At 66.2% G+C, this 17925-nt stretch carries 15 protein-coding genes and 2 tRNA genes; 16 read left to right on the top strand and 1 reads right to left on the bottom strand.

All coding sequences use genetic code 11. The features are described from left to right. Positions 1 to 25: 25 nt before the first annotated feature. The 11 genes from dusB (at position 26) to E3O18_RS11730 (ending at position 13193) form a co-directional block, all read left to right on the top strand. Positions 26 to 1198 carry a tRNA dihydrouridine synthase DusB gene (gene dusB / locus E3O18_RS11780; protein ID WP_134394124.1) on the top strand — a complete coding sequence of 391 codons (1173 nt, stop codon included), beginning with the start codon at positions 26 to 28 and terminating at the stop codon, positions 1196 to 1198. Beyond that, the gene (locus tag E3O18_RS11775; RefSeq protein WP_241973424.1) at positions 1191 to 2441 is read left to right on the top strand and encodes a deoxyguanosinetriphosphate triphosphohydrolase; all 1251 of its coding nucleotides are present in this window, start codon (positions 1191 to 1193) and stop codon (positions 2439 to 2441) included. The genes dusB and E3O18_RS11775 overlap by 8 nt, the downstream gene beginning before the upstream one ends. 112 nt (positions 2442 to 2553) lie before the next feature. Next, positions 2554 to 4416, top strand: a complete 1863-nt coding sequence (gene dnaG / locus E3O18_RS11770) for a DNA primase (RefSeq protein WP_134394122.1) — start codon at positions 2554 to 2556, stop codon at positions 4414 to 4416. Positions 4417 to 4582: 166 nt separating this feature from the next. Further along, complete coding sequence (locus E3O18_RS11765) at positions 4583 to 6220, top strand: ABC transporter substrate-binding protein (RefSeq protein ID WP_134418159.1); 1638 nt, start codon at positions 4583 to 4585, stop codon at positions 6218 to 6220. A gap of 119 nt (positions 6221 to 6339) precedes the next feature. Continuing rightward, positions 6340 to 7419 carry an ABC transporter permease gene (locus tag E3O18_RS11760; RefSeq protein ID WP_241973423.1) on the top strand — a complete coding sequence of 360 codons (1080 nt, stop codon included), beginning with the start codon at positions 6340 to 6342 and terminating at the stop codon, positions 7417 to 7419. A 1-nt stretch (position 7420) separates the two neighbouring features. Further along, positions 7421 to 8497, top strand: a complete 1077-nt coding sequence (locus tag E3O18_RS11755) for an ABC transporter permease (protein ID WP_134394119.1) — start codon at positions 7421 to 7423, stop codon at positions 8495 to 8497. Beyond that, positions 8494 to 10182, top strand: a complete 1689-nt coding sequence (locus E3O18_RS11750; protein WP_134394118.1) for an ABC transporter ATP-binding protein — start codon at positions 8494 to 8496, stop codon at positions 10180 to 10182. The genes E3O18_RS11755 and E3O18_RS11750 overlap by 4 nt, the downstream gene beginning before the upstream one ends. A 4-nt stretch (positions 10183 to 10186) precedes the next feature. Then, complete coding sequence (locus E3O18_RS11745) at positions 10187 to 11098, top strand: ATP-binding cassette domain-containing protein (RefSeq protein WP_134394117.1); 912 nt, start codon at positions 10187 to 10189, stop codon at positions 11096 to 11098. Next, positions 11082 to 12089, top strand: a complete 1008-nt coding sequence (locus tag E3O18_RS11740) for a D-isomer specific 2-hydroxyacid dehydrogenase family protein (protein ID WP_134394116.1) — start codon at positions 11082 to 11084, stop codon at positions 12087 to 12089. The genes E3O18_RS11745 and E3O18_RS11740 overlap by 17 nt, the downstream gene beginning before the upstream one ends. Positions 12090 to 12153: 64 nt before the next feature. After that, positions 12154 to 12226 (top strand) — tRNA-Asn (locus E3O18_RS11735). A gap of 88 nt (positions 12227 to 12314) precedes the next feature. Continuing rightward, positions 12315 to 13193, top strand: coding sequence for an ATP-binding protein (locus E3O18_RS11730; RefSeq protein ID WP_134394115.1), 879 nt, complete (start codon positions 12315 to 12317; stop codon positions 13191 to 13193). A 40-nt stretch (positions 13194 to 13233) separates the two neighbouring features. On the opposite strand, the gene def is transcribed toward E3O18_RS11730, so the two are convergent. Further along, a complete protein-coding gene (gene def / locus E3O18_RS11725; protein ID WP_134394114.1) occupies positions 13234 to 13800 on the bottom strand; it encodes a peptide deformylase in 567 nt (188 codons plus the stop codon). A 40-nt stretch (positions 13801 to 13840) separates the two neighbouring features. On the opposite strand from def, the gene E3O18_RS11720 reads away from it, so the two are divergent. The 5 genes from E3O18_RS11720 to E3O18_RS11700 all read left to right on the top strand — a co-directional run bounded on the left by E3O18_RS11720 (position 13841) and on the right by E3O18_RS11700 (position 17789). After that, positions 13841 to 14755 carry a DMT family transporter gene (locus E3O18_RS11720; RefSeq protein ID WP_134398439.1) on the top strand — a complete coding sequence of 305 codons (915 nt, stop codon included), beginning with the start codon at positions 13841 to 13843 and terminating at the stop codon, positions 14753 to 14755. Between the two features lie 192 nt (positions 14756 to 14947). Then, positions 14948 to 16186, top strand: a complete 1239-nt coding sequence (locus E3O18_RS11715; RefSeq protein ID WP_134394112.1) for a glycosyltransferase — start codon at positions 14948 to 14950, stop codon at positions 16184 to 16186. 99 nt (positions 16187 to 16285) lie between these two features. Continuing rightward, positions 16286 to 16359 (top strand) — tRNA-Ile (locus tag E3O18_RS11710). 54 nt (positions 16360 to 16413) lie between these two features. Then, positions 16414 to 16767, top strand: coding sequence for a helix-turn-helix domain-containing protein (locus E3O18_RS11705; protein ID WP_241976492.1), 354 nt, complete (start codon positions 16414 to 16416; stop codon positions 16765 to 16767). Positions 16768 to 16886: 119 nt separating this feature from the next. Continuing rightward, on the top strand, positions 16887 to 17789 hold the full coding sequence (locus E3O18_RS11700) for a tyrosine-type recombinase/integrase (protein WP_166784921.1): 903 nt from the start codon (positions 16887 to 16889) through the stop codon (positions 17787 to 17789). Positions 17790 to 17925 lie beyond the last annotated feature (136 nt).

The following is a 17925-nucleotide window of genomic DNA, read 5'->3' as shown; positions in this document are numbered from 1 at the left end:
CCCGGCGTGGGGGAGAATTGAACGGATGACTTCCGTAACCCAGACCAGCCCGGCGAACCTCACGATCGGCCCGCTCACGCTCGACGTGCCCGTCGTTCTCGCTCCCATGGCCGGGATTACCAACACGGCGTTCCGTCGTCTGTGCCGTGAATACGGCGCAGGCCTCTATGTCAGCGAGATGATAACCTCCCGTGCGCTGGTCGAACGCACGCCGGAGTCGATGCGGCTGATCAACCATCACGCGAGCGAAAAAATCCGCTCAATCCAGCTGTACGGCGTGGACCCGAAGACTGTCGCCGAGGCAGTCACCCTGCTTGTGGCCGAGGACCGGGCCGACCACATCGACCTCAACTTCGGCTGCCCGGTTCCCAAGGTCACCCGCAAGGGCGGCGGCGCCGCCCTGCCCTGGAAGCTCGGGCTCTTCCGCCAGATCGTCGAGGGTGCCGTCACCGCGGCCGGTGACGTGCCGGTTACCGTCAAGATGCGCAAGGGCATCGACTCCGACCATTTGACCTATCTGGAGGCCGGCAAAGCGGCCGAGGGCGCCGGTGTCGCGGCCATCGCCCTGCATGCCCGAACGGCAGCCGAGCACTACTCCGGCCAGGCCGACTGGTCTGCCATCGCGACCCTCAAGAGAACCGTCACCAGCGTGCCCGTGCTCGGCAACGGCGACATCTGGTCCGCCGAGGACGCCCTGCGCATGGTCGCGGAGACCGGCTGCGACGGCGTCGTCGTCGGGCGCGGCTGCTTGGGCCGCCCCTGGCTGTTCGGTGACCTCGCCGCGGCCTTCCGCGGCGGCGAGTCCGGCGCGCCGGCTGCCAGGATCCAGCCCAACCTGGGCCAGGTCGCCGACGCCTTTCGCCGCCACGCGGTGCTCCTGACCGAGTTCTTCGAGAGCGAGGAGCGGGCCTGTCGGGACATCCGTAAGCATGTGGCCTGGTATTTCAAAGGCTACCCGGTCGGCGGCGACCTGCGGGCGAGCCTGGCCTCGGTCGTCTCGCTCGCGCAGCTCGACGATCTGCTGGGCACCCTCGACGGCGATCAGGACTATCCCGGCGAGGGCGCCGAGGGACCCCGGGGTCGGGCCGGCAGCCCGAAGAAAACCTCACTGCCTGAACACTGGCTCGACTCCCAGGAGCTTGTGTCGGCGGAGCGCGCCAATCTGACCGAAGGTGAAGGGGACACAAGCGGTGGCTAACGAGACCGGATACAGCAGGCACGACGAGGAACGCTGGCTGCCTGAGGAGCACGGCTCCCGGCGCAGCGATTTCGCTCGCGACCGGGCCCGGCTTTTGCACTCGAGCGCACTGCGCCGGTTGGCAGCGAAGACCCAGGTGCTGAGCCCGGCCGCCGGCCTCGATTTCGCGCGCAACCGACTCACCCATTCTCTTGAGGTCGCCCAGGTCGGGCGCGAACTCGCTCTGCGGCTGGGCCTTGACCCGGACATCGTCGACACCGCCTGCCTGGCGCACGACATCGGCCATCCGCCCTTCGGCCACAACGGCGAGAAGGCCCTCAACACCTGGTCCGCGGACATCGGCGGCTTCGAGGGCAATGCCCAGACGCTCCGCCTGCTCACCCGACTCGAACCCAAGGTCTTCGGCCGCGACGGCCGCAGCTATGGGCTCAATCTCACCCGGGCGAGCCTCGACGCGAGCTGCAAATACCCCTGGCCGGCCGACTCGTCGGTCGCCGATCCCAGCGGCCGCGCCAAGTACGGCTTCTACCCGGATGACAGGGAGGCCTTCGAGTGGATGCGCTCCGGCGCCGCGGAGCGCCGGCGCTGCATCGAGGCGCAGGTGATGGACCTCTCCGACGACATCGCGTATTCCGTGCACGACTTCGAGGACGCCGTCGTCAACGGCTACATCGACGTCGGCCAGCTCGGCAGCCGGACCAACCACGAGTCGCTTCTGGCCACGATGACCGAGTGGACCGGCGATGGTCTCTCCGAGGGGGACCTGGCCGACGCCTTCGACCGGCTCGACTCGCTCAACGCCTGGCTTGAGACGTGGTCGGGCAGCCGCCGCGACCAGGGCCTGCTGAAGAACCTGACCAGCCAGCTGATCGGCCGCTTCAGCGGTGCCGCCGTGCGCGCCACCCGCGACGCCAACCCGGGAGGCGACCTGATTCGGTTCGGCGCCCACGTGGTCGTGCCGCGGGAGGTCGAGGCGGAGATCGCCGTGCTCAAGGGCATCGTGGCGACCTTCGTGATGACGCGACAGACCCGCAAGCCCATCTACGTGGAGCAGAGGCAGGTGCTCACCCTGTTGGCGCGCACGCTGCACGCGACGGGGGACGAACACCTGGACGCGGGATACCGGGAGGACTGGCACGCGGCCGCCGACGCCGCAGCCCGCAAACGCGTCGTCGTCGACCAGGTCGCCAGCCTGACCGACCAGTCCGCGCTGGCCTGGTACGAACGCCTGGTAAAGCACTGACCTGCGCGAACAACAGCACGGACAGCACGGACAGCACGGACAGCACGGACAGCATCGCACAGAACGACGACACCACACCGAACACCGACACGGGCAGGACTAACATTCAGCTATGGCAGGCCTGATTCGACAAAACGACATCGAAGAGGTCAAGGCCCGCACCAACATCGCCGACATCGTCGGCGACTACGTGAGTCTCAAGTCCGCCGGCGTGGGATCGATGAAGGGACTGTGCCCCTTTCACGACGAGCGCAGCCCAAGCTTCCACGTGCGCCCCCAGGTCGGTTTCTACCACTGCTTCGGTTGCGGCGAGAGCGGCGACGTCTACTCCTTTCTGCAGAAGATGGACCACGTCAGTTTCAGTGAGGCCGTCGAACGGCTCGCCGGCCGGGTCGGTATCGAGTTGCACTACGAGGGCGGCGCCGGCGAGGCTCCCGACCACACCAATCGGGCCCGCCTGTACGCCGCCAACCAGGCCGCGGCCGACTTCTTCGTGGAACGCCTCGGCAGCCCCGGCGCCCTGGTCGGGCGTACTTTCCTCGGCGAACGCGGCTTCGACTCCCTCGCGGCCGCCCGGTTCGGGGTCGGCTTCGCCCCGAAAAGCTGGGACGAGCTCACCAACCACCTGCGCGCCAAGGGGTTCTCCACCGAGGAACTCACGCTGTCCGGTCTCGTCTCCAGCGGCGACCGCGGCGTGTACGACCGGTTCCGCGGCCGCCTGGTCTGGCCGATCCGGGACATCACTGGGCAGACCATCGGCTTCGGGGCGCGTCGCCTCCTCGACGACGACAAAGGACCCAAATATCTGAATACCCCCGAAACGCCGATCTACCACAAGTCCCAGGTGCTCTACGGGCTTGACCTCGCCAAACGCGACATCTCCCGAGGCCACCAGGTCGTCGTCGTGGAGGGCTACACCGACGTCATGGCCTGCCACCTTGCCGGGGTGACGACCGCGGTCGCCACCTGCGGCACATCCTTCGGGGTCGACCACATCAAGGTGCTGCGTCGCGTGCTCGGCGACGACAGCGGGGTCGGCGAGGTCGTGTTCACGTTCGATCCGGATGCCGCCGGCCAGAAGGCCGCCGTGCGCGCATTCAGCGAGGAGCAGCGTTTCTCCGCCCAGACGTATGTGGCCGTCGCGCCCGAGGGACTGGACCCCTGCGACCTGCGACTGCACCGCGGCGATGACGCCGTGCGCCGGCTGATCGACTCGAAAAAGCCCATGTTCGAGTTCATGATCCGGCAGTTGCTCGGCCAATACAACCTCGACACGGTGGAGGGTCGCGTCGCCGCGCTTCGCGCCGCGGCGCCGATCGTCGGCGACATCCGTGACCCGACCCTGCGACCCGGTTACACGCACGAGCTGGCGCGCATGCTCGGCATGGAGCTCGGCGAGGTCGGCAAGGCCGTCTCCGCCGCCCTGTCGCGCTCCCGGAGCACCGTTACGGCCACTCCGGGATCTCGGCCGGGGGAGAACGAGCCGGCGCCGCGGGAGCAGCCGTTCTCCATGATCGACCTGGCGACCGACCCGGTCACCCGGCTGGAACGCGACGGCCTGATGGCCATGCTGCAGCGCCCTACCGTCGTCGGGGTGGATCTGATCCAGCGCGCCGCGGCGACGAACTTCGTGAACACCTCCCTGGCGGTGGTGCGCGACGCCATCGCGGCCACCGCGCCCCACCACGACGCCGTCGACTGGCTCGACCGCATCGTCGCCGAGGTCCCGGCCACGCTGGAAAACCTGGTCAAGGAGCTGGCGATGGCTTCCCTTCCCGAACGCTCCGAACGCGAAATCGGCCGCTACGTGCGCGACATCACTGTGGCCCTGATCGACCGGGACCTGCTGCGTCAGAAGGCCGAACTGCTCGGCCGACTCCAGCGCGCGGATGCGACCAATCGCGACGTCTACGTGGCACTCCAGCGAGAGCTGGTGCGAGTCGAGGCCGAGCGCCGCAACCTCCGGGAGGAGTAGACCGGGCTCGTCTCGCCCGGCTTCTCCTTGGTTGCAGCTCGATAAAGATGCATCGTATTGCGCCGGGACACCGCGCATTCTGTGCTACTTCTTTTCCTACAGCAATGCTGGCCGCGCACGATTCCTGCGCCCGGCATCGGTTTTCTAGAGGAAGAGGCTCACGGCTATGGCATTCTCATCCACTTCACGCGCGAGAGGGCTCAGCGCCGCAGCGGTTTTCGCGGTCACCGCGTTGACCCTCGCGGGTTGCTCCGCCGTCGGAACCGACAACGAGACCAGCTCGGGTGGCGAAGCCATCACGATCGGCACGACCGACAAGATCACGTCGCTCGACCCGGCCGGTTCCTACGACAACGGCTCGTTCGCGGTGCAGAACCAGGTCTTCCCATTCCTGATGAACACGCCCTACGGCAGCCCGGATGTCGAGCCCGACATCGCCACGGCCGCCGCGTTCACCAGCCCCACCGAGTACACGGTCACCCTCAAGCCTGGTCTGAAGTGGGCCAACGGCAACGAGCTCACCTCCTCCGACGTCAAGTTCACCTTCGATCGCCAGTTGGCGATCGCAGACGACAACGGCCCGTCCTCGCTGCTCTATAATCTGGACAGCGTCGCGGCCCCCGATGACACCACGGTTGTCTTCACCCTGAAGCAGGCGGACGACCAGATCTTCCCGCAGATCCTGTCCAGCCCGGCCGGCCCCATCGTCGACGAGGACACCTTCTCGGCCACGAAGCTCACGCCGGACCAGGACATCGTCGACGCCAACGCGTTCGCCGGCCAGTACGTCATCACCAGCTACGACTTCAACAACCTGGTCGGCTACAAGGCCAACCCGGACTACGAGGGTCTCCTGGGCGCGGCCAAGACCGACGTCGTCAACGTGAAGTACTACGCCGACGCCTCCAATCTGAAGCTCGAAGTGCAGCAGGGCGATATCGACGTGGCGTTCCGTAGCCTGTCGGCCACCGACATCGAGGACCTGCGCGGCAACGACAAGGTCAAGGTCGTCGACGGCCCCGGCGGCGAACTCCGCTACATCGTCTTCAACTTCGACACCCAGCCGTTCGGTGCCAAGACCGCCGAGGCCGACCCGGCCAAGGCCCTTGCCGTGCGCCAGGCCGTGGCCGACCTCGTCGACCGCGACGAAATCGCCGAGCAGGTCTACAAGGGCACATACACCCCGGTGTACTCCTACGTTCCCGCCGGACTGACCGGCGCCACCGAGTCCCTCAAAGGCCTCTACGGCGACGGTGAGGGTGCCCCCGACGTCGACAAGGCCGCGGCAACCCTCAAGGCCGCCGGTGTGACCGGTCCGGTAAAGCTCAATCTCCAGTACAGTAACGACCACTACGGCCCGTCGTCCGGCGACGAGTACGCCCTGGTCAAGGACCAGCTGGAAGCCTCGGGCCTCTTCACCGTCAACCTGCAGACCACCGAGTGGGTTCAGTACTCGAAGGACCGCACGACGGATGTCTACCCCGTCTACCAGCTCGGTTGGTTCCCGGACTACTCCGACGCGGACAACTATCTGACCCCGTTCTTCCTCGAAGGCGGCTTCCTCAAGAACCACTACAGCGACACGGTGGTCGACGCCCTGATCCTGAAGCAGGCCGTCACCGCCGATCCCGCCGAGCGCACCAAGCTGATCGAGGAGATCCAGGACAAGGTCGCCGCGCAGCTATCCACCGTGCCGCTGCTCCAGGGCGCCCAGGTTGCCGTCACCGGCCCCGATGTGACCGGAACCAGCGACACGCTCGACGCGTCGTTCAAGTTCCGTTACGCGGCGCTGGCCAAAGGTTAGTACGTCAACCGGTTAGAGTTTCTCTAATTTGAAACCCGGGGGCATCCAGCCGCTTGCGCGCTGGGTGCCCCCGTCACGGTCTAATCGCACAGTCCAATCGTTAGGCAGGAATGACCACTGTGACCACGCGCCCCCCGTCGCCCCGCGCGACGGGACGCAAGAAACGTCCCGCAACCGACGGCGGGATCGGCCGGTACATCCTGATCCGCTTCCTGCTGATCTTTCCCACCATCTTCATCCTCGTGTCCATGGTCTTCTGGCTGATGCGCACGACCGGTGACCCGATCACGGCCGCTCTCGGCGGGCGTCTCGGGCCCGAGCAGCTGGCCGAGCGCATCCAGGCCGCCGGCTACGACCGGCCCATCTTCGTGCAGTACATCGAGTACCTGGGCCAGGTATTCACCGGCAACTTCGGCACGACCATCAGCACCAACCGTCCCGTCTCCGAGATCCTGGTCACCTATGGGCTGGCCACGTTCGAGCTCGTCTTCTACGCCCTGGTCGTCGCGTTCATCGTCGGGATTCCCCTGGGCATGGTCGCCGCCTATTGGCGGGACAAATCCGCGGACGCCTTCCTCCGGGTTTTCGCTATCCTCTGCTACGCCACGCCGGTGTTCTTCTCCGGGCTGTTGTTCAAACTCGTCTTCGCCGTCTACCTCGACGTGCTTCCCGTCTCCGGGCGGGCCTCGACCAGTTCCGAGCTGCAGATGCAGCTGTTGCCGAACCAGACCGGCCTGTACACGATCGACGCCATCCTGACCGGGGACCCGACCGTGCTCGGGGACGTGCTCGAGCATGCCGTGCTCCCCGCGCTGACGCTTGGGCTGCTCACTGCGGGGGTCTTCCTCCGCCTCGTGCGCACCAACGTGATCGGAACCCTTGGCACCGATTACGTCGACGCCGCTCGCTCGCGTGGGGTGAGCGAGTTCCGCCTGGTGCGGAAGCACGCCTACCGGCCGGCCCTGATCCCGATCATCACCGTGATCGGCCTCCAGATCGCCCTGCTGCTCGGCGGCGCCGTGCTGACCGAGACCACCTTCGAATGGAAGGGCCTGGGCTTCATGCTCTCCGAGTTCCTCAAGGCCCGGGACTTCGTGGCGGTGCAGGGGATCGTCGCCCTGCTCGCCGTGATCGTCGCCCTCTCCAACTTCGTCGTCGATATCATCGCCGCACTGATCGACCCGAGAGTGAGGTACTGAGATGAGTGACGCCACCGCGATCTCCGCCCGGCAGAAGCGCAGCGTCTGGTCCCGCCTCCCCGTCGTGCACCAGCTCAGGCAGAGCATCGGACTCCAGCGCGGGATGCTGGTCGCCGGCCTGATCATCACCACGCTCTTCGTGCTGACCGCCATTTTCGCCCCCGTGCTCGCGCCCTACGGCTTCAGCCAGCTGCGCGACGCCGACGGCGCCTTCGGAGCCCAGCAGCCGCCCGGGGGCGCGCATCCGCTGGGCACCACCGTCAGCGGCTACGACGTGCTCTCCCGGGTGCTGTGGGGTGCCCAGACCGCCCTGTTCGTGATCATAGTGGCCGTCCTGCTGTCGATCTTCGCCGGGGTGTTCCTCGGGCTGGTGTCGGGCTATTTCGGCGGCTGGCTCGACCGAATCCTGGTGGTCGTCTCCGACGCCGTCTACGCGTTCCCGTCGCTGCTTCTCGCCATCGTGATGTCGATCGTCATCTCCGGGGGCAAATCCAACCTGATCGGCGGTGTGCTGGCTGCGGCGATCTCAATCACCGTGGTCTTTATTCCGCAGTACTTTCGGGTGATCCGCGCCGAAACGGTGCGGATCAAGGCGGAGGCCTACGTGGAATCCGCACGCGTGCTGGGTGCCGGCAGCGGCCGGATCATGTTCCGGCACGTGTTCCGCAATGCGACCCGCACCCTTCCGCTGATCTTCACCCTGAATTCGTCGGAGGCCATCCTGACCCTCGCGGGCCTCGGCTTCCTCGGGTTCGGCATTGAACCGACGGCCGCCTCCGAGTGGGGCTACGACCTCAACAAGGCCCTCTCGGACGTCACCAGTGGTATCTGGTGGACGTCACTGTTCCCCGGACTGGCCATCGTGCTCGTCGTGCTCGGCATCACACTGGTCGGCGAAAGCCTCAACGACCTGGCCGATCCCCGCCTGCGCGGACGCCGCGCAGTCGGCCAGTCGGCCGGGATCGTCGCGCAGACCTCGGTCGTTCCCGGCGGCACCCTCGTCGCCGGCCCCGGCGGGCTCGGCGGACTGGAAGGCGCCGCAACCCATCCCACCGAAGGACTCGAGGACCGACCATGACCGACGTGCTCACCATCACCGATCTGGGCATCTCGTTCGCGACCGACGCCGGAGCCGTTCGGGCCGTTGACGGCGTCACCCTGCGGGTCGCTCCCGGCGAGGTCCTGGCCATCGTCGGCGAGAGCGGGAGCGGCAAGACCGTCACCGCCAAGACCATCCTCGGGCTGTTGCCGGAGACGGCGACCGCCTCCGGGGCCGTCATCCTCAGCAGCAAAGACGGCTCGAGCGAGAGCAACGTCATCGCGCTCAGCACCGCCCAGCTGCGGCAGGTTCGCGGCACCGACGTCTCCATGGTGTTCCAAGAACCCTCGACCGCGCTGAACCCCGTCTTCACGGTGGGTTGGCAAATCATGGAGGGCATCCGCGCGCACGGCCAGTTCAGTCGCAAGGAAGCCCGCAAGAAGGCCATCGAGATCCTCGGGCGGGTCGGTATCCCTGACGCGGAAACCCGCGTCGACTACTACCCGCACCAGTTCTCCGGCGGCCAGAAGCAGCGCGTCGTGATCGCCATGGCCCTGGTGCTCGACCCCGGCCTGATCGTCGCCGACGAGCCGACCACGGCGCTCGACGTGACCGTGCAGGCCGAGATCCTAGACTTACTGCGCCGCTGCCGCGATGAATTCGGCACGGCGATCGTGCTCATCACCCACAACATGGGCGTGGTCGCCGACCTCGCCGACCGAGTCGCGGTGATGTACCAGGGCAAGGTCGTCGAAGAGGCGGATGCCCAAACCCTCTTCCGCTCGCCGCAGAACGACTACACGAAGAAGCTGCTCGCCGCCGTGCCTCACGTGGGCCAGGGGGTCGTGCACGCCGCCGCCCGTGCCACGGCCCGCGCGGCCGACTGGGAGCAGCAGGCGCCGGTCGTCGTCGCCGACCAGCTCCGAATCGAATACCCCGGCCGGCTCGGCCGGTCCGGTTTCACCGCCGTCGACGGCGTGAGCTTCCTGATCCGGCCCGGTGAGGTTCTCGGTCTGGTGGGGGAGAGCGGTTCCGGCAAGACCACGATCGGGCGGGCCATCGCCGGCCTGACCCGGGTGACCGGTGGCTCCCTGACCGTGATGGGCCACGAGATGAACGGGTTCAAGGAACGTGCGTTCCGGAAGTTCCGCAGCGACATCGGGTTCGTCTTCCAAGACCCGGCGTCGAGTTTCAACCCGCTGCTGACCATCGCCGACTGCGTCGCCGAACCGTTGGTGGTGCACGGTCGGGCGAAGAACGCCGCCCACGCCCGCCCGCGGGTCAACGAGCTCCTCGAGGCCGTGCAGCTGCCGCGTGCCTACGGCGACCGCTACCCGCACGAGCTGAGCGGCGGCCAGCGCCAGCGCGCGAGCCTGGCACGGGCGCTCGCCCTGGAGCCGCCCCTGCTGATAGCCGACGAGCCCACCAGCGCTCTCGACGTCTCCGTGCAGGCGCGGGTGCTGGAGCTGTTCGCCGATCTCCAGCGGGAGTTCGGCTTTGCCGCGCTGTTCATCAGTCATGACCTGGCTGTCGTCGACCTCGTCGCGGACCGGATTGCGGTGCTGTACCGCGGAAAACTGGTCGAGGAGGGCACCAGCGCCGAGGTTCTCGGTGCACCCAAGGATCCTTACACCCAGCGGCTCCTGGCCTCCCTGCCCGTGCCGGACCCGGCCGAGCAGGCCCTGCGCCGGGAGGGACTGCGCCGGCTGCGTGAGGCAGGATAGACACATGATCCGCGGCGCCGCACCGACAAGTCCGACCAGTCCGATCTCCACCAGTGACCTGACGGTCGAGTACCCGCCCCACGGTGCCAGCGGCGCATTCACGGCCGTGCGTGGCCTTACCCTGCAGATCGGGGCCGGTGAGGTGCTCGGACTGCTCGGGCAGAGCGGTTCGGGCAAGAGCACGCTGGCCCGGGTTCTCTCGGGCGCCGCGTTCAGCCACGGCGGCGGAGGCACCGGCGACGTTCGACCAGAGATCACCGGGGGAGAGGCGACGGTGCTCGGGTACCGGCTCCGTGGCATCCGTCGGCGCAAGCTGGCCCGGCTCACCTTCGGGGTGGGGCACCTCGCCCAGGATGCCGCCGACACGCTGCCCTCGACTCTGACGGTGGCGGAGATCGTGGCCGAGCCCGTGCTCGACCGAGACCGGCGCTACGACCGGCACACCCTCGACGAGCAAGTGGCGACCATGATCGACGCGGTGCGGCTTCCGTTGTCGGTGCTCACCAAATTCCCCTACGAGCTGAGCAATGGTCAACGTCAGCGGGTGGCGCTGGCCCGGGCGCTGGTATTCGGGCCGTCGGTCCTGATCGCGGACGAGCCGACGGCCGGCGTCGACGCCACCGTCCGGGACGCCGTGGTCGACCTGATCGGCGAGCTGCAGCGCGAGCGGGCCTTCTCGGCGATGGTGATCAGTTCCGACCTCAGCGTGCTTCGCCGGGTCGCGGACCGAATCGCCGTGCTGCACCAGGGCGTGCTGGTGGGGCTGGGTACGATCGACGAGGTGTTCGACGACCCATGGCACCCGTATGTCGCCGGCCTGGCTGCGGCTCTGATGGGGGAGGCGCCGGACGAGGAGAACGACGACGACAACTACGACTACGAGAGTGAATCCGACGAACATGTCATCGAAAACTGAATTCGTGCAACACCAGGCCGTTCTCGCCGACGAGGTCACGCCCCTTCCGGCGCACCGACGGCCGGCCCCCGGTCCGATCACCATCCTGCCGCGGCCGGAACCGGCCTTCTCCCGGGCGGTCGAGGCTGCCGGGGGAACCGTGACAGAGCTCTCCGGCGAGACCCGCGGACTGATCTGGCTGGACTACGGCAGGGCCGACGAGCTGCGCGCCACCCTGCACGCGTATCCCGGCATCGGGTGGGTGCAGCTCCCCTGGGCGGGCGTCGACGCCTTCAGCGGGGTGCTGGCCGGCCTGGACCGCCCGGACCTTCTGTGGACCAGCGCGAAAGGCGCGTACGCGCAGCCCGTCGCCGAACACGCCCTGGCTCTCACCCTGGCGCTGTTGCGGGTGCTGCCGAAGCGCGTCCGGGCCAAGGGTTGGAGCACGCTGTCCGAGGGGCGCTCGCTCTACGGCCTCAATGTGACCATCATCGGTGCTGGTGGGATCGCCCGTGAGCTGATCCGCCTGCTCGAGCCTTTCGGCACCCACGTCACAGTGGTGCGCCGCAGCACCGAGCCGGTGCCCGGTGCGGCTCAGACGGTGGTGACGGACGCCCTCTCCGGCGTTCTCCAGACCAGCGACGTCGTCGTCGTGGCGGCTGCGCTCACGGGCGGCACCCGCCACCTGATCGGCCGGGCCGAACTCGAGCTGATGCGGCCCGAAACGGTGCTCGTCAACATCGCCCGCGGCCCGCTCGTCGATACGGACGCTCTGGTGGCAGCGCTGGCCGCAGGAACCATCGCCGGCGCTGCCCTCGACGTGACCGATCCGGAGCCGTTGCCGCAGGGGCATCCGCTCTGGGCCGAGGCGCGGTGCCTGATCACACCGCATTCGGCCGACACGCCCGAGATGACCGCCCCGCTCCTGGCCGAGCGGATTCGCCTGAATGTGGTTGCCTTCCTTGCGGATGGGCGGTACGTCGGCGTCGTTGACCCTCGAATCGGTTACTGACGGTTGACGCCGATTTGGCAGATCGCCAACTTTTGATAAAGTAGCAGAGCTGTTCCAGCAACATTCCTCGATAGCTCAATTGGCAGAGCAGCGCACTGTTAATGCGCAGGTTCTTGGTTCGAGTCCAAGTCGGGGAGCGAAAGGCCACCAAGGGCTCCACCCCTGGTGGCCTTTTTTGTATCCCGTTCACTTCCGTGCGACGCGGTCGCAGAAAAGGCGGCATCCGTGGAGTCCTGGCTCACCGTGAGCACCGTTCTGTCCGTGCTCGTCGTCGGGTTGCTCGCCCTCTGGCTGGTCACCCTTGTCCGGGCCCGGCGCGTGGTCTTCGACCGCACGGCGGCCGAGCGGATGCGCATTGACCTGCAACTGTCTCTTGCCGAACAACAGGGCCGGCTCGGCATCATCCGGGAACTGCAGGACGTGGCCGTGCTGTCCGTTGCGCGGCTGATCACCCGTGCCGAAGGTGCCCGCTACACGGCCGAGAGCGACCCGTCCAGCGCCGTGCGGGTGGCGACGGCATTGGTTGACGACGGTCGGGTGGCGCTGGCCGACATGCGCCGCGTGCTGACGATCGTGCGCGAGGGCGAATCTGTCGCCGCCGCCCAACCGGGCCTGCAGTCGGCGAACGAGCTGTTCCGGGTCATGCGTGACGCGGGCGTCACCGTGGTCTTCACCGAGTCAGGCGCGCGGTTCCCGCTCAAGCAGGGCGCCGAACTGGCCGTCTTCCGTATCCTGCAGAGCGCGCTGGCCAACACTCTCACCCATGGCGGACGAGGCACGGAGGCTCGGGTCACGTTCACGTGGACTCAGGACGGGCTGCAGCTGCTGGTCGCCGATGACGGCATCCGTGCGGCGGCTCGCCGGGACAGTGCCGACGCCGCCGACTTCGCCGCGCGCACGATGTACACGATCGACGACGACCTCAAGGCACTGAGTGCGAACGTAGCCGGGGCAGGCATCACTCAGATGCGCGAGCGCACCGCGATGTTCGGTGGCATTTTCAACGCCGGGACCGTGCCCGGCGTCGGGTTCACGGTCTCGGCCATCTTCCCGTCGTTGCGCTTCCACAACGGCATCCATGGAGTGGACCTCGACCGCGGCTGACTCTTTCACCGGGCCAGCGAATCAGGCCAGGCCTATCTGGTCAATCTTCGAGGTTGTCGACGCCGGGCATCCAGCCGAGCCCGGGCGTGCCCCAGCCACGCTTGCGGGTCACCTTGAAGGCGATCTTGGCGTAGAAATGCTCGAGGCGATCCACGTACAGGGTGCCGTCGAGGTGGTCGTACTCGTGCTGGAAGATTCGGGCCAGCCAGTCTTCGGCGTGGATTTCGAAGGGTTTCTGCTCGAGATCCACCGCCCTCAGGATGGCGGAGGGAGAACGCATCAGCGGAAAGCGCTCGCCCGGGTAGGACAGGCAGCCCTCGACGTCTTCGTCCTCGTCGGCCTCGCCCGCGGAAACCGGGGTGATCCACAGTTCCGGGTTGATGGCCACGCCACGCCAGAGGTGGTCGTCGTCGTCGAGGTAGTTGAAGGTGAAGAGCCGCAGCGGCACTCCGACCTGCGGCGCCGCCAGACCGACGCCGGGCGCGGCATCCATGGTCTCGAACATGTCCTGCACGAGTTCACGCAGGACACTCCCGAAATCGGTCACTGGCAGGGCAGGGGAATGGAGAACGGGGTCTCCTGAAATAACTATCGAGCGAACGGCCATTCAGCAAGGATATCGGGCCGGTTCTCGGTAAAGTCGTCGAGTGACACTCTCCCTGGCTGACCTGACTGCGGAAATCGCAATCAATCCTCGTCAGGCCATCGGTATACCGCTCGCCCTGGTCGGAGCGGTCTTCCTGTCCCTGGGAGCGCAATTCCAGCATCGGGGCGTCACCAAGGTCGAGGCCAAGACGGCGGAGGTCACCGGGGGGCTCAACCCGCGCCAGCTGATGTTGCTTCTGGGGCGACCGTCCTGGGTGTTCGGCACGATTATGCTCGGTTTGGCGATCGCGTTCCAGCTCTCCAGCCTGGCGTTCGCCCCCATCATCATGGTTCAGCCGCTGGGCGCCGTCGCCCTCGTGATCACGTCGATCCTGAATTCCCGCATTACCCGGGTACCCGTCAACCGAGCTTCCAAGATCGCAATCGCGATGTGCGTCGGCGGGGTGGCCCTCTTCGTCACCGTGGCCGCCTTCACCGCGGTAGACAAGCCGGTCACGGATGGCAACCTGATCACGATCCTGGTCGTGCTCGGCGTCGTGCTGTCCGTCTTCGGGGTCCTGTTCGTTCGACTGCGCACCCGGTTCAAGGCGATATTCTACATCGTGGGCGCCGGAGTCCTTTACGGGTTCGTCGCCACACTGGCCAAGGTCGTCATCAACCGCACCCAGAACGGCAACTTCGAGTGGCTGACTCTGACCTGCCTCGTCGGGCTGCTGCTGGCGGCGGGGCTCGGCGCCTATTTCGTTCAGAATGCCTATGCATCGGGACCGCCGGATCTGGTCATCGCCGGGTTGACAGTGATCGATCCGCTGATCGCCGTCGGTATCGGCATCGTCGTCCTGGGCGAGATCGAGCAGGCGCCGCCGTGGGCGACGGTCGCCTTCCTCGTTGCGGGTGTCATCGCAATCGTCGGGGTCTTCCTGTTGGCCCGGTTTCACCCACTGGCCGACGATTGACACGGTCCGAGCCACTGGGATCGGCGTTCCCACGGGCGCGTCGCGACCCGTATCGCGGTGGCCGGGACGGTTTAGAATAGGGTTCTACAAGACCTCGTCAGCGTGTGCGCTGTCGAAAGCATGAATTATCGCCGGATGACGAACTCCGGCTCACATACGTTGGGACAGTGTCTTTTGTCAGATTCGACCGTTATGCCGAGCGAGGCGACCCGCATCGAGCCGGTGTCGAAGTCGCCGCTCCGGATACTGATCGCTGCGGATACCTTCGCGCCCGACGTGAATGGTGCGGCCAAGTTCGCGGAGCGTCTTGCCGCCGGGATGGTGGCCCGCGGGCACGAGGTGCAGATCATGGCACCGGCCGCGTCACGCAAGTTCGGCACCTGGACCGAGGTGCACGAGGGTCAGCCGATGGTCGTGCACCGTCTCAAGAGCTGGCGCTGGTACCCGCACGACTGGCTGCGGTATGCGCTGCCGTGGTTCATCCCCAGGGAGAGCCGGCGTATTCTCGACACATTCAAACCGGATGTCGTGCATTTCCAGTCGCACATCATGGTGGGCCGCGCCGTCACGATCGAGGCCGCGAAGCGGGGCATCCGCATCATCGGCACGAATCACTTCATGCCGGAGAACATGCTGGAATTCACCCTTGTTCCCAAAGGTCTGCACGACCGACTCATCAAGGGTGCCTGGCGGGCCGCCCGGCGCACCTTTGGTCGGGCTGAGGCCGTCACGACCCCGACGCTGCGGGCCGCTCAGTTCCTGGAACGCTATACCGGCCTCGAGGGTGTGCTGGCGATCTCCTGCGGCATCGACGCCCACAACTATTCGTCCAGTTTCGCGCCGCGCTCCGAAAACCGCATTCTGTTCGTTGGCCGCGTGACGGGTGAGAAACAGATCGACGTGTTGCTGCAGGCCGTGGCACTCCTGTCGCCCGACCTTGATGTGCAGGTGGAGATCGTCGGTGGGGGCGACCAGAAGCGCAACCTCGAACATCTGTCGCAGACGCTCGGACTTAGTGGTCGGGTCACGTTCGCGGGTTATGTGACGGATGCCGAACTGGCGACCGCCTACACCCGCTCGACGGTGTTCGCGATGCCGTCGATCGCGGAGTTGCAGAGCATCGCGACTATGGAGGCGATGGCGTCTGGATTACCGATCGTGGCCGCCAACGCCATGGCACTCCCACACCTCGTGCACGATGGCCAGAACGGCTACCTGTTCGAGCCCGGTAACGCTCAGGACCTCGCCGACAAGCTCACAACAGTTCTGACGGCCGCACCCGACGACCTGATCGCGCTCAAAAACAGCTCCCTCCGGCTCATCAGCATGCACGACATCAACCGCACCCTGAACACGTTTGAGTGCCTGTATCGCGGGGAACCGGTTATCGACGCGGTCACCTCCGACGCGGCCGCCCGCGGCGCGGAGTAGGCGGGCGAGCCCGCCTTTCGAACCTGTATCGTTGGATCCGGTGATCCACCCGATCACCACAGAATCGGTCGCCCACTCGTCAGAGCAGTCGCGTCGATTGGGGCGGTAGCTCAGCTGGTTAGAGCAGCGGACTCATAATCCGTCGGTCCCGGGTTCAAGTCCCGGCCGCCCTACTGTAATTAAGATCTGATCAGGGTTTCTTGTCCTCACTGAAAGGGCAAGACTTGATGTATACATGGTTTATCCATGGTTTATTCGAAAGTGACCGCCTGATGCCGGCGCTCACTAAGAAGGTGCACGACCCGGTTCGATTGAGCTGGAGTGGCCTCGAGCACCTGCTGATCATGGATACTGAACGACTCTTCGGGCTCGGTCTAGAGCCTGTACTGACGACAAGTGAACTCGCCGAGTATCTCGGCGTGCAGGTGCAGGCCATCTATGACCTGCGCACCGACGGGCGCGGTCCTTCTGGCATTCGAGTTGGACGGGAGATCCGCTATCGAGTCTCCGACGTGCGGCGATGGCTGGACGGCCTCCACGAGCCCGAATCATCCTTGAGTAGTCGAGGTGGCGAGCACTGATGGTCGGACGACCACGGCTTCCGATCAGCACGTTCGGTGCTATTAAGACGACCAAGGTCGGTCCAGACCGGTACCGGGCAACGACTGTCTTCCGCGACTGGGACGGCCAGTCACGGCAGGTGGGCGCGACCCGCTCGAGCCGCAACGCGGCGCAAGCAGCGCTCAAAGTCGCATTGGCCGCTCGGATGCATGCCGGGGACGTCGGCGATTCGCTCCAGGCCGGCTCACCGTTCCCTCTCCTCGCTGCGGCCTGGATGGACGACGTGATGAACGATGTCGACCGTTCCCAAGGGACGAAGGACACCTACCAGCGTCAACTGCGTCTCCTCGTCTTGCCCTATTTTGAGAACTTCACGGTTCGCGAAGTGACCGTCGGACGCATCGAGCTCTTCTTGAAGAAGCAGCGCGAGATGGCTTATCCGCGAGCGAAGCACTCCCGTACGATCCTTGGCATGATCTTGGCATTCGCGGTACGGCGGGAAATCATTCCGCGAAATCCCATGAACGAGGCCTCACGCATGAAGATGCCTCCACACACCCCGAAGGCACTGACGACGGAGCAGATAGCCGCCATCCGCCTCGCGGCACGCGAATGGCGCATGGGGGAGGGCCGGATGGGGCCACGGTCAGACGGGCAGGTTCGAGACATCATCGAGGTGATGCTCGGTACTGCTACGCGCATTGGCGAGGCGCTTGCGCTTCGGCAGTGCGACGTCGACATGGATGCGGATCCGCCGTGGGTGAACATCAGCGGCACGCTTGTGGTGCACAACGGCACCGGCGTGCACCGTCAAGAGCATCCCAAAACACACGAGTCGAACAGGGTCATCGCTGTGCCGCAGTTCGCGGCCGATGTGATTCGCCAGCGTTTGGCGCTACTCGATCCGGAGGACACCGAGCACCTGCTCTTTTTCTCGCGGGTTGGTACGCCGCTCGCACCGTACAACGTCAGGCGCTCGTTCCGCGGGATACTCCTGAACGCTGGACTCGAGGGTCTGGAAATCACTCCGGGCGAGTTCTAGGTCTCGTCCCAACACTCCACCAAGATTTGGAGTGTGAAGATGGCCAGACGTGGGCGCAAGAGAAACCTCAACCGCGAAGACGAGTATTGGAAACTCATCCTTGCCGGGATCGGACCGATCGCCGCCGCGAAGCGCG

The organism is Cryobacterium sp. TMT2-42-4, from assembly GCF_004402645.1.
Taxonomy (GTDB): Bacteria; Actinomycetota; Actinomycetes; order Actinomycetales; family Microbacteriaceae; genus Cryobacterium; species Cryobacterium sandaracinum.
Note: the sequence above shows the minus strand (reverse complement) of the source record. Positions and strands in the feature narration are given on the sequence as shown.